The 12181-nt window shown below is 70.3% G+C and carries 12 protein-coding genes; all 12 read right to left on the reverse strand.

The features are described 5' to 3' along the window. Positions 1 to 10 precede the first annotated feature (10 nt). The 12 genes from purB to CYFUS_RS39125 all read right to left on the reverse strand — a co-directional run bounded on the left by purB (position 11) and on the right by CYFUS_RS39125 (position 12152). The gene (gene purB, locus CYFUS_RS39070; RefSeq protein ID WP_095989818.1) at positions 11 to 1324 is read right to left on the reverse strand and encodes an adenylosuccinate lyase; all 1314 of its coding nucleotides are present in this window, start codon (positions 1322 to 1324) and stop codon (positions 11 to 13) included. Then, a complete protein-coding gene (locus tag CYFUS_RS39075) occupies positions 1321 to 2268 on the reverse strand; it encodes an ABC transporter substrate-binding protein (RefSeq protein ID WP_095989819.1) in 948 nt (315 codons plus the stop codon). The genes purB and CYFUS_RS39075 overlap by 4 nt, the downstream gene beginning before the upstream one ends. Continuing rightward, positions 2268 to 4466 (reverse strand): bifunctional serine/threonine-protein kinase/formylglycine-generating enzyme family protein, encoded by a 2199-nt coding sequence (locus CYFUS_RS39080; RefSeq protein ID WP_095989820.1) that lies wholly within the window; start codon positions 4464 to 4466, stop codon positions 2268 to 2270. Before CYFUS_RS39080 ends, CYFUS_RS39075 begins: the two co-directional genes overlap by 1 nt. Before the next feature lie 111 nt (positions 4467 to 4577). Continuing rightward, positions 4578 to 5033, reverse strand: coding sequence for a dUTP diphosphatase (dut, locus tag CYFUS_RS39085; protein WP_095989821.1), 456 nt, complete (start codon positions 5031 to 5033; stop codon positions 4578 to 4580). A gap of 43 nt (positions 5034 to 5076) precedes the next feature. Continuing rightward, positions 5077 to 6120, reverse strand: a complete 1044-nt coding sequence (locus CYFUS_RS39090; RefSeq protein ID WP_095989822.1) for a M23 family metallopeptidase — start codon at positions 6118 to 6120, stop codon at positions 5077 to 5079. A 15-nt stretch (positions 6121 to 6135) separates the two neighbouring features. Beyond that, positions 6136 to 6870 (reverse strand): hypothetical protein, encoded by a 735-nt coding sequence (locus tag CYFUS_RS39095; protein ID WP_095989823.1) that lies wholly within the window; start codon positions 6868 to 6870, stop codon positions 6136 to 6138. 170 nt (positions 6871 to 7040) lie between these two features. Then, positions 7041 to 9224 (reverse strand): polyribonucleotide nucleotidyltransferase, encoded by a 2184-nt coding sequence (gene pnp / locus CYFUS_RS39100; RefSeq protein WP_095989824.1) that lies wholly within the window; start codon positions 9222 to 9224, stop codon positions 7041 to 7043. A 367-nt stretch (positions 9225 to 9591) separates the two neighbouring features. Further along, complete coding sequence (rpsO, locus tag CYFUS_RS39105; protein WP_095989825.1) at positions 9592 to 9864, reverse strand: 30S ribosomal protein S15; 273 nt, start codon at positions 9862 to 9864, stop codon at positions 9592 to 9594. A 134-nt stretch (positions 9865 to 9998) separates the two neighbouring features. Next, complete coding sequence (locus CYFUS_RS39110) at positions 9999 to 10334, reverse strand: MoaD/ThiS family protein (protein WP_232537071.1); 336 nt, start codon at positions 10332 to 10334, stop codon at positions 9999 to 10001. Then, a complete protein-coding gene (gene truB, locus CYFUS_RS39115) occupies positions 10321 to 11190 on the reverse strand; it encodes a tRNA pseudouridine(55) synthase TruB (RefSeq protein ID WP_095992500.1) in 870 nt (289 codons plus the stop codon). Before truB ends, CYFUS_RS39110 begins: the two co-directional genes overlap by 14 nt. A 6-nt stretch (positions 11191 to 11196) precedes the next feature. Continuing rightward, positions 11197 to 11556, reverse strand: a complete 360-nt coding sequence (gene rbfA, locus CYFUS_RS39120) for a 30S ribosome-binding factor RbfA (RefSeq protein WP_095989827.1) — start codon at positions 11554 to 11556, stop codon at positions 11197 to 11199. Next, positions 11553 to 12152: a DUF503 domain-containing protein gene (locus tag CYFUS_RS39125; RefSeq protein ID WP_095989828.1), complete on the reverse strand. Its 600-nt coding sequence runs from the start codon at positions 12150 to 12152 to the stop codon at positions 11553 to 11555. The genes rbfA and CYFUS_RS39125 overlap by 4 nt, the downstream gene beginning before the upstream one ends. Between the last annotated feature and the right edge of the window lie 29 nt (positions 12153 to 12181).

A 12181-nucleotide genomic window follows, 5' to 3' on the forward strand; every position in this document is an offset into this window, starting at 1 on the left:
GCCGCGCCTCTTACGCGCGGCGCCCGAACACGCGCTGGAAGATGTCGTCCACGTGCTTGAGGTGATAGCCGGCCGAGAAGCAGTCCTCGATCTCCGCCGGCGTCATCACCGCGAGCAAATCCTTGTCCTGCAGCAGCGCCTGACGGAAGGGCACGCCCTGCTCGAACATGCGCATGGCGTTGCGCTGGACGATGACGTAGGCGGCCTGGCGGTCCATGCCCTTGCGCGCCAGCTCCAGGAGGATGCGCTGGGAGTTCACCACCCCGCCGAGCTGCTCCAGGTTCTTCTGCATCCGCTCCGGATAGACGCGCAGGTTCTCCATCAGCCCGGAGAAGCGGTGCAGCATGAAGTCCGCCACGATGGTGGCATCCGGGGCGATCACCCGCTCCACCGACGAGTGGGAGATGTCGCGCTCGTGCCAGAGCGCCACGTCCTCCAGCGCGCTCAGCGCGTAGCCACGCAACAGCCTCGCCAGCCCCGACAGGTTCTCCGAGAGGATGGGGTTGCGCTTGTGAGGCATCGCGCTCGAGCCCTTCTGACCCGCGGTGAAGGGCTCCTCGGCCTCGCCCACCTCGGTGCGCTGCAGGTGGCGGATCTCCACCGCGAACTTCTCCAGGGTCGAGCCCAGGAGCGCCAGCGCGGAGAAGTACTCGGCGTGCCTGTCGCGCTGGATGATCTGACTGGAGGCCGGCGCGGGCGTGAGGCCCAGCTTCTGGCAGGCGAACACCTCCACCGACGGAGGCAGGTGCGCGAACGTGCCCACCGCGCCGGAAATCATCCCCACGGAGACCACGTCCCGGGCCCGCTCGATGCGCGTCCTCGCGCGGCGCAGCTCGTCGTACCAGATGGCCAGCTTGTGCCCGAAGGTGATGGGCTCGGCGTGGATGCCGTGGCTGCGGCCCATCATCACCGTGCGCGCGTGCTCGAAGGCGCGCTTCTCCACCGCGGCCATGGCCCGCTCCACCCCCTGGAGGATGAGGCCCGCCGCGTCGCGCAGCGACATGCCCAGCGCCGTGTCCAGCACGTCCGAGGACGTCATCCCCAGGTGCAGCCAGCGCGCGCTCGGCCCGATGCGCTCCTCCATGAAGGTGAGGAACGCGATGACGTCGTGCTTGGTGGTGCGCTCGATCTCCTCGATGCGCGCGGCATCCGCCTCGGTGAAGTCACCGGCGCGGGCCAGGCAGTCCTCCAGCGCCTCGCGCGGCGCGATGCCACCCTGCACCATGCCCTCCAGCGCGGCGAGCTCCACGTCGCGCCAGCGGCGCAGACGGGCCACGTCGGTCCAGAGGGAAGACATCTCCTTGCGGCTATAGCGGGGAATCACTCGAAAACCCTCACGGGGAAGTCTCTCCTGGCGGCGAAGCGCAGCAGGTCCAGGACCACGTTCTTGGAGCCCTGCACCTTGCCGGCGGCGGAGAGGTTGATGGCCAGATCCAAGCCCTCGGGTTGTGCCACGGCGAGCGCTCCGGGGTCGACCTTCTCGTGGATGATGCGGTTGGCCAGCCGCCCCGCCTGCTGGCCGATGGCCGTGGGACTGGGCGAGAGCGCCAGCGTGGCGCCCTCGCGCACCTGGCTCGGGGTGAGGCCCACCAGCGGCAGGCGCTGGGCGGTGGCGAAGGCGATGAGCTGCTGCACGACGGAGGCGTTGCCCACCGTCTTGTCGGCCACCATGAGCAGGGCGTCCACCTTGTCCTTCGCGCCGGCGAGCACCTTCTCCACCTTGGACTCGGCATCCGTGTCCAGGGGCACGATGGTGAGGCCGAGCGGCTCCGCGGCGGTGCGCGCCACCGCCACGCTGCCGGAGGAGAAGCGCGCGTCATGCAGGATGCCCACCCGCTTCACCGTGGGAGACACGGCCTTGAGGGCGGACAGCTCGGGTTGGAAGTCGCTGGTGAGCGCGATGCCGGTGAGGTTGGGCCCCTCCAGGCCATACTTCTCGTAGTAGGGCACCATGGCGAAGAGCACGGGCACATCCTTGCCCAGCGAGCGACGCGCGGTGTTGGCCGCCAGCGGGCCGATGGCCAGCACCAGCGCCGGCTTCTGCGCGGCGATGCGCTGGAAGGCGCGCGAGGCCGCCTGGGCACTGTCCTCCAGCGTCACCTCCACCACCTCGGCGCGCACCTCGGCGCCAAAGCCCGCCATCACCGAGGCGTAGGGCGCGAGCGCCGCGGACTTCACCACCACCGCCCGGGGACGCGCCGGCTCCGCGGCGACGGCCACCCAGGGCACCCACCACGCCCACCACAGCAGCATCGCCCACCGGCTCATCACGGCTCCCCCTTGCAACAGCGAAACCCCACCGACGCGGAGCCCGAATCGGGTTCCGCGCTCAACCGCGCCGAGCAGCGCACCGAGGGCTGCTGGCGATCGAACGCCCCGCCCTTCTGCACCCGATCGGCGCCTCCCATGGACGACGAGGTCCACTCCGCCACGTTGCCCGACATGTCCGCCACCCCATACCCCGAGCGGCAGCGGGCGAACGAACCCGAGGCGGCCGGCTCCCCGGCGTTGCCCTGCGTGTTGCACCCCTGGGCATCGAAGGTGGCACCGTAGGGGTAGCGCAGACTGCCCGGCCCCTTGCAGGCCTTCTCCCACTCGTCCTCGGTGCACAGGCGCTTGCCGAGCCCGGCGCACTCGGCCCGCGCCTCCTCCCACGTCACGTCCACCCGGGGAACGGCTCCCGCCTGGTTGGGGAACTCGAACTCGTCGATGCAGAAGGTCGCCACCTGCCGGGGCATGAGCAGCGGCTCGGCGGCGGTCCCCTCCTCGGCCGTCTCCTTGCCCATCTTGAAGGTGCCCCCGCTCACCCGGCGCATCCCCTTCGGACACTCGCTCGCGGGCAGCAGCGGATCCGCCCCCGCTTGCTCCCGGGGAGCCGCCATGGAGGGCGCACCCGCCACCGGCGCGGCGGGAGCCTGGGACGCCTGACGCCACTTCAACAGGCCGTAGCCCGCCATCGCGCCCAGACCCAGTCCACCCACCGCCAGCAGCGGCATCCACAGCCGGGACAGGAGCGAGGGGCGGGCCACCGGAATCACGGGATCCGTGCGCGTGGCGGCCCGGCTCGACGGAGCGGCGGCCTTCGCCGGAGGCCGGGGCTCGGCGCGCGCGGCGGGCTGCGCGCGGGCCTTCGGGGCCGGAGCGGGAGCCGCGCTCGGAGCGGGCGACTGGGCCGTGTCCATGAGCGCCGCGAGGGCCTCGGAATCCAGCTTCTGGGTGGCGTCCGGCGGGACGATCTCCTCGGTCACCGACACCTGGGGAAGCTCGAGCGTGGTGCGCTCCGAGACGGGAGCCTCCTGCGTCGGCTTCGGCGCCTCGTCCACCGCCGTGTCATCCTCGTCGGCATCGGAAGGGGGGCCGTGGCCGACGGTCGGCACCTGCACGGTGGGCGGCCCGAGCGCGGGCAGCTCCGAGGTGGGCACGGGCGGGGGCAGCGAGTTGGGGCGCGGGGCCGCCGTGGCCAGCTCGGCGGTGAGGCTGAAGGGCACCTGTTGCCGGGCCTTGGAGCGGCCGGGGCCCTGGGGCCTCACCGCCGCCGGCCGCGGACGCGAGGAGAGCGCCGCGGTGAAGTCGGAGAGGAACTCGCCCGCGGACTTCGGGCGCGCGAGCGGGTTGGCGTTGGTGGCGCGCCGGTAGAGGGCCTCGATGCCCGAGGGCAGATCGGCCTCGTAGGCGAGCAGCTCGGACACCTCGTCCTCCTCGGGTGTCTGCCCCGTGAGCATCTCGCCCACGATGATGCCCAGCGCATAGAGATCCATGCGCGTGTCCAGCTCCCCTCCCTCGAAGTACTCGGGAGCCAGGTAGCACCCCATCTTCCACGCCTTCTGGGCCTGGATGTAGGGCAGGCGCGGGATGCCCAGGGCCAGACCGTAGTCCGTCACCTTGAGCTGATCCGGCAGCAGGAAGATGTTCTCCGGCTTGAGATCCGAGTGCGGCCCGTAGCGGTGGGCGCTGTCCAGCGCCTCGGCGAGCTGCACCAGCAGCGCCTCCACCTCCTTGAGCGAGAAGCGCTGCCCCTGGGACACGCGCTGCTCGAGCTTGCGCCGCAGCGTCGTGCCCTCCTCCAGCAGCTGCGTGGTGAAGAAGGGCCGGTTGCGATCCTCACCCTCCTCGTACACGCGCATGTGATGCGGATGGGTGAGCTTCTTGCCCGCGCGCAGCGCCAGCGAGAACTGGGTGCGCTCCTCCTGCATCTGCACCAGACGGGGGTTGATGATCTTGAGCGCGACCTCGACGTCCATCTCCAGGTCCTGCGCGCGGAACACATGGCCCACCGGGCCCGGGCCGATCACCTCGCGAATGGCGTAGCGCCGGGCGAAGGTGTCACCGGGCTTGTAGGGGGCTTCCACCGTCGCCGTGCGACGACGCGGAGCCGCTCCCGCCGAGGCCCCCGCGAGCTTCAGCCCACAGGTGGTGCAGGACGCGCTGTTGTCGGGGACAGGGCTGCCGCAGCGTTGACAGAGCAAAACGGTTCAACTCCGGGGGAGGTGGAGGGCAGGTGGGGAGAGGGGGTCCTCCCGGTTTTACCCGGAGATCTCTTACCGCGCCGCGACAAGGGGGAGCAAGGAACGCCGCTGTCAGCGGCCCGTGGAGCCGAAGCCGCCTTCACCTCGCTCGGTGGAGTCCAGCTCTTCCCATTCCACGAGAGAAGCGCGTGACACGGGCGCCACCACGAGCTGTGCGATGCGCTCGCCTCGCTTCACGGTGAAGGGGTGCGAGGAAAGATTCACCAGCACCACCTGCACCTCCCCCCGGTAGTCCGCGTCCACCGTACCGGGCGAGTTCAACAGGGTGAGGCCATGACGCAGCGCGAGTCCCGAGCGGGGCCTCAGCTGCGCCTCGAACCCCGGAGGCAGCGCGATGGCCAGCCCGGTGGGGATCGCCGCCCGCTCGAGCGGCCCGAGCGTCAACTCGCCCTCGATGTCCGCGCGCAGGTCCATTCCGGCGGCGAACGCCGTCTCGTAGCGAGGCAGGGGCAGGGGCTCCGGGTGGGTCCGCACCCGGCGAACCCGCACGACGATCGGCGAGGTCATCGCCGACGCTGTAACACGCCCCTCGGAGCAAGCGAGTTCCAGGTCAGGGCTCGCCCGCCGTCCCCGCGAGCGGTGGCGGCCGGGAGCGGGTACGGAAGCGCAGGGGATCCACCGGCTGGGAGGACAGGGCGAGTTGATAGTGCAGGTGCGGCCCGGTGGAGCGTCCGGTGTTGCCCGAGCGGGCGATGAGCGCACCACGCGCCACCCGCTCACCCGGACGCACCAGCAGCTCCGAATTGTGGCAGTAGGCCGTCGTCACCCCGCGTCCATGGTCGATGATGAGCACGCGACCATTCACGGCGTCCTCGCTCGCGCGGCGCACCCTGCCCTCGGCCACCGCGAGCACCTCGGAGCCCTCGCGCACGACGAGGTCCACCCCCGTGTGCAGCTTGCGCGTGCCCAGCACGGGGTGGAGGCGATAACCGAAGGGACTGGAGACCGGGGTGTGCTCGGGCACGGGCCAGGCGAGCCCGAACGCCGTGGCGAGCGCGAGCGCCTGGGCCGCGGCCCCCGTGGCCGCCTCGAGACCCGAGGGCCAGTGCCGGGCGAGGTGTTCCAGGCTCGGCGTCCCGCCCTCGGCCGTCACGCGAGCCAGCGCGTAGCGGGTGGGGATGGGGCCCGCGAAGAGAGCGGCGAGACGAACCTCCTCCTCGGGGAACTCCGGGGCCAGGGCCTCGAGCAATCGCCGGACGGCCTCGGGACCTCGGGCCTCATCCAGCAACACGCCGGGAGCCAGCCCCAGCTCACCCGCGAGCGCATGGACGGGCGCACGGGCCTCGGCCGGAAGGCCCTTGAGCGCGAGGAAGGTGCCCTGGGCGAGCGGAGGAGCCCCGGAGACGAGCACGGGAGTAGCTCCCACGAGGGGCGGAAGGGGGCTCGATGGAGAGCCGGGAGGGAACTCGGGCACCACGGCGCCCCCCGTGCCCTCGTAGTAGGAGAGCAGGGGCCGGGCGGTGCTCGAGCGGCCGAGCGCCCAGGCCGTGCCGCGCCGGACCAGGGCGCCCGCGGGCGTGTGGTGCCAGGCGGTCCACAGACAGAGGACGGCCAGGGAGAAGTCGAGCAGGCCGCGGGTGGGGCGCGAGAACATGGGCGGGGCCGCTCCTCAGCGCAGGAAGGAGTGCAGGGAGGTGGCATCGAGGGCGGCGGCGAGCGCCAGGGGAAGCACCACCGCGGAGCCGGGCAGCCCATGGGAGAGGGCGCGGAGGAAGCCCCGTGCATGTTCCGCGGAGGCCGCATCGGCGTGCTGGAGATTGCGGAGCACCGCGCGCGCGCCCAACCGCCACAGGAGCCCTCCGAGCGCCGCGAGCGCGAGGACCCGGGCCACCCCATCCGCCACCGGCTCACCCAGCAGCTCGCGCCACGAGAGGTACACCGTCCCCTGGACGAGCCGCGCCACGACACAGGCGCCGGCCACGACGACGAGCGCGGTGGCCAGGGGGCGGATCCACCGCAGGGTGGTGGGGGCGCGCAGGCAGCGCTTGAACACCCCGCGCCACGAGTCTCCCTTCGATTCGGAGGGCCCCTCGCGGTAGCCGAGCGCGGGCAGCGCGAGCACCACGTCCGCGGAGAGCTCCCAGACGAGGGCGAGGACGCGCGCGAGCAGCGTGCGGCGCTCCAGCGAGAGCAGGTCCACGAGGGGCTCGGTGAGGGAATGGCGGCTGACGAGCTGATCGAACGCGGCGTCGGCCCCATCCACCAGGGTCAGCAGCCGATCATCGAGCGTGTCCGCCGCGGCATGGACGCCCACGGCGATGAGCGCCAGCAGTCCCAGCGGCATGAAGGCCCACCGGAAGAGGCCGAGGAAGCGCGAGAACGCGGTCAACGAGACCTGGGACACGGGACGCTCCAGACGAGGGGCCCACGCATCAACGCACCAGCCCCGCCGGAAGGTTTGTCCCACCAACAATGCCCGCGAAACAAGACGCCCTCCCCCGCCGGAGCGGAGAGAGGGCGTCTGTCACCTCACGGCACCCCGCGGCGGACGCGGGGCGGAGGAATCACACCGGCTCAGGCCTTGGCGCCGGGCTGGGTGGCCTCGGAGGTGGAGGCGGTAGCCTCGACGGGAGCGGCGGCGGGAACACTGCCCTGCTGGGCGGCGGCGCGCTCGGCCATGGCCTCCTTGCGAGACAGGCGGATCTTGCCCGTCTTGTCGATGCTGACGACCTTCACGAGCACCTCATCGCCCTCCTTGAGGATGTCCGAGACGCTCTTGACGCGCTTGTCGGACAGCTCGGAGATGTGGATGAGGCCGTCGGTGCCGGGGAACAGCTCCACGAAGGCGCCGAACTCGGCGATCTTGCGCACCGTGCCCGTGTAGATCTTGCCGATCTCCGCCTCGCGCGTGAGCGCCTGGATCATCGCGATGGCCGACTTGACCGAGTCCACGTTGGAGCTGGCGATGTCCACGCGGCCCGAGTCGTCGATGTTGATGACGGTCCCCGTGCGGGCGATGATGTCCTTGATGACCTTGCCGCCCGGCCCGATGACGTTCTTGATGAACTCGGGGCGGATCTGCAGCGTGGTGATGCGCGGCGCGTAGGCGCTGATCTCCTTGCGCGGCTCGGCCATCGTCTTGAGCATCTCGCCGAGGATGTGCAGACGGCCCTGACGCGCCTGCTCCAGCGCGCGGCTCATGATCTCCGTGGTGAGGCCGGTGATCTTGATGTCCATCTGGATGGAGGTGATGCCCTGGGCGGTGCCGCACACCTTGAAGTCCATGTCGCCCAGGTGGTCCTCGTCACCGAGGATGTCCGAGAGGATGGCGACCTTGTCGCCCTCCTTCACGAGGCCCATGGCGATGCCGGCCACGGGCGCCTTGATGGGCACGCCCGCGTCCATGAGCGCCAGGGTGCCGCCGCACACGGAGGCCATGGAGGACGAGCCGTTGGACTCGAGGATCTCCGACACCAGGCGGATGGTGTACGGGAAGCGATCGCTCGCGGGCATCATGTTGCGCAGGGCGCGCTCGGCCAGGGCGCCGTGACCCACCTCGCGACGGCCAGGGCCGCGCAGGGGCTTGGTCTCGTTCACGCTGAAGGGCGGGAAGTTGTAGTGCAGCATGAACTTCTTGAAGGACTGGCCGTTGAGCAGCTCCAGGCGCTGCTCGTCCTCGGTGGTGCCCAGCGTGGTGATGACGAGCGCCTGCGTCTCGCCACGGGTGAAGAGCGCGCTGCCGTGGGTGCGCGGGAGCACGCCCACCTCACAGGCGATGTGACGCACTTCGGCGTGGCCACGGCCACCGATGCGGCCGCCGTCCACGGTGAGCGTGCGCATGTGCTCGTACTTGAGGTCCTCCACCACCTGCTTGGCGTGCTTCTCCACCTGCGGGGTGAAGCCCTCGGCGAGCTGCTCCTTGAGCTTCGCCACGGCCTCCTTCTTGGCCTTGGAGAGCGAGTCGTAGCGCGCGTGCTTCTCCTTGATGGTGTAGCCCTGGACGATGCCGTCCCAGGCCAGCGCGCGCACCTTGGCCTTGAGCTCCTCGGCCACCGCGGGGATGCGCTCGTAGGAGCGCTCGGTCTTGTTGAGCGCGCGGCGCAGCTCGTCCTGGAGATCCAGGGCGGGCTGGGCGGACTGCTTGCCGAACTCGAGCGCGGCCACCATGTCCGCCTCGCTCACCTCCTCGGCGCCACCCTCCACCATCACGATGGCCTCGCGGCTGACGGCCAGGACGATGTCCATGTCCGACTGCTCACGCTGCTTGGCGGTGGGGTTGGCCACGAGCTTGCCGCCCACGCGGCCCACGCGGATGCCGGCGATGGGACCGTTGAAGGGGATGTCCGACACCCACAGCGCCGCGGAGGCGCCGGTGATGCCGTGCACGTCCGCCTCGTGCTCGGGGTCCGAGGAGATGACGCTCGCGATGACCTGGGTCTCGTAGGCGTAGCCCTCGGGGAAGAGCGGACGCATGGAGCGGTCGACGATGCGGCTGGCCAGCGTCTCCTTCTCCGTGAGGCGCCCCTCGCGCTTGAAGTAGCTGCCGGGGATGCGGCCGGCCGCGTACAGCTTCTCCTGGAACTCCACCGTGAGCGGGAGGAAGTCCACGTCCTTCTTCTCACGCGCGCTCACCGCGGTGACGAGCAGCATGGTGTCGCCGTAGCGAACCACCACGGCGCCATCGGCCTGCTTGGCCAGGTGGCCCGTCTCGATGCTCAGCTCGGCCTCGCCAATCTTGACGCTCTTCTTCAGGTGCATAGTCCGTCTTGCCTTGTGACTGTCTGGTGGCCCCCCGAGCCGCGCGCGCCCCGTCCTCGCGAAGGAAGACCAGGGTCCACGCACCTCGCTGTAGAGGCCGGTGGGGTGGATGCGGTCGCCAGGCCTGGAACCAGGCACGGAAAGACAACCGCGACTGTGTACTGCGGTGGGGCGCCTCGGAAGCGCCGGAGGGATACGCCGGAGTTTTGATCCCTGCTCGCGCGGGCCCACCTGGCTGAAGGGTGACTTCAGCGGTCGGCCCGTCCGAACGAAAACCAAAACATCCGTCTCGTCTCCACCGTCCTTCTTGAGCGCTTACAACAACTCGGGGCGCCGGCTCATGCCAGCGCCCCGGGTTTTTCAAGGCCTACTTGCGGATGCCGAGGCCCTCGATGAGCTTCTTGTAGCGGTTGGCGTCCTTGCTGCGCAGGTAGTCGAGCAGGCGGCGACGCTGACCGACCAGCTTGAGCAGACCGCGGCGGGAGTGGTGGTCCTTCTTGTGCGTCTTGAAGTGCTCGGTGAGCATGGTGATGCGCTCGGAGAGCAGCGCCACCTGCACCTCGGGGGAGCCCGTGTCGGTCTCGTGGGTGCGGTACTTCGAGACGACCTCTGCCTTGCGGTCCTGATGCAATGCCGACATGTGATTCCTTCGCTTCTCTGCCCGCTCCGGAGTGAGGTACTGCGGTCGCCACGGTCCGCGGAGGGGTACAGACCGGGTCTCCTTCTTCTAATAAACCGGGCGCTTATAAGCGTCGCCCGGATGAGCGGTCAACCTTAAGCGCCCGAGGGACCGCTCGGAGGGGGACGCGACAACAGGAAGAGGTGGAGCCGCCGTCCAGTCGACAGTCCCGTTCCCCCCAGGGCGAGTTCCTCGAGGGAATGGGAGTCCAGGGCCAGGTGCACGTAGGAGCCGCCCGTGGCGGGCCTGTCCCCGGCGAGGTGCTGGCGCAGCCGGGGGTAGAGCGAGAGCAGGGTCTCGAGCACGTCGCCCACGCCGGCATCGCCGGGCACGCCGAGGCTCACCTCGCGGCGGCCCTCGAAGAGGGGGCGCAGGGGCGGGGGAATCACCACGTTGACGTCGAGCGCCCGGGCCACGCTAGACGAGCACACGCAGGTAGCGCAGCCGGCCGCGGACCACCTCGGCCACCGCGAGCAGCACGCCCGAGGGTCCCACCACGCGCACCCGGCCCGGATGCGAGGGGGCCTCGACGGGCACCCCATGGGACACCCGCTCCGCGTCCGCCGCGCTCACCAGCACCGCGGGCAGGTCCACGAGCGCCTCGGACACGGGCAACAGGCGCCGCACCAGGGCCTCGGGCTCGCGCACCAGCGCGGGCACGTCCGCCAGGGGGAGCGCGTGGGTGAGGGAGAAGGGCCCGCTCGCGGTGCGCCGCAGCGCCTCCAGATGGGCTCCGCAGCCGAGCGCCCGGCCCAGGTCATAGGCGAGCGTGCGCACGAAGAAACCCTTGGAGCAGCGCACGGACAGGCGCAGCTGGGTGGCGTTGAAGTCGCGCAGCACCAGCTCGTACACCGTCACCTGGCGGCTGGCGCGCTCCACCTCCTCACCCGCGCGGGCCAGCTCGTACAGCCGCTTGCCGCCCACCTTCACCGCCGAATACATGGGCGGCACCTGCTCGAAGGTGCCCCGGAAGCGGCCGAGCACGTCCTCGAGCAACGAGGCGGTGAGCGGGGGCACGGGCGCCTCGGCGACCACCTTGCCCTCGGCGTCCTGCGTGTCCGTCTCCGCGCCCAGGCGCACCACGGCGTCATAGGCCTTGTCGCCCTCGGTGATGAAGCCCGCCACCTTGGTGGCTTCCCCCAGGCACAGGGGCAGCACCCCGGTCGCCATGGGATCCAGCGTGCCGGTATGGCCCACCTTCTTCACCCGGAGCAGACCACGTACCTGTCGAACCACGTCGAACGACGTGGGGCCCTTGGGCTTGTCGATGACCAGCACGCCGTCCATGCTCAACTACCCACCTTCCTTCTCCTTCATCTCGCGCAGCAGCCGCTCGATGCGGTCACCCCGCTCCAACGACTCGTCGAAGGTGAAGAATACTTCGGGCGACACCCGCATGTTCACCGCCTCGGTGATCTGCCGGCGGATGAAGCCCTTGGCCGCCTCGAGCCCCTTGTGGGTCTCCTTGCGCTCCTGCTCGCTGCCCATCATCGAGTAGTAGATGCGCGCGGTCTTCAGGTCCGGCGACACCTTGACGCCGGTGATGGTGATGTAGCCAATGCGCGGATCCTTCAGCTCGCCCCGGGTGAGCATCCTCCCCATGGCGGCCTGGATCTCCTGTCCCACGCGCTCCGGCCGATTGCTCGTACTCATTTCTTCTCCCACTCCCTCGGATTGCGCAGGCTCCGGGCACGCGCCCGGACCTCGTCCTCGGACAGCGAGCCCCGCCGTTCCGGGGTGACGCTCGGCTGTCCGCCCTCCCGTTTACCGGGCCGACGCTCCCAGTCCACCATGCCCTCGGCTTCGGCCATGGAGCGGTCTCCCCGGCCCATGCCGGCGATGAGTTCCTCCAGGTCCGCCTCTGGCCCCGCCTCGTCTCCATCCCCGTCGAACCCGCCCGCCTCCTCGGCCTCCTCGTCCCGTGCGGCGGACGCGGAGCGCGTGGGGGTGTAGAGCGTGTCGCCAAAGCCCATGATCTCCGTCTGACGGGAGATGAGGGGAGCGACGTACATTTCCTCGACGAAGTGGATGACCTTCTCCATCTGCTCGTCGACGTGGCGACGGTCGTTGCCCACCACCGTCAGCCCGAGCGTGGCCTTCTGCCACAAATCCTGATCATCCACCTCGGCCACGGCCACGTTGAAGCGGGCCTTCAAGCGATCCGTTACCCGGCGGAGGACCTGTCGTTTGGCCTTGAGGGAGCCACTTTCCGGAATCTGGAGGGTCAACCGCGCGACACCCACGAACATGACTCAACGCCCCTCGTCCCGGTGACCGC

It is taken from the genome of Cystobacter fuscus (assembly GCF_002305875.1).
GTDB classification, from domain to species: domain Bacteria; phylum Myxococcota; class Myxococcia; order Myxococcales; family Myxococcaceae; genus Cystobacter; species Cystobacter fuscus_A.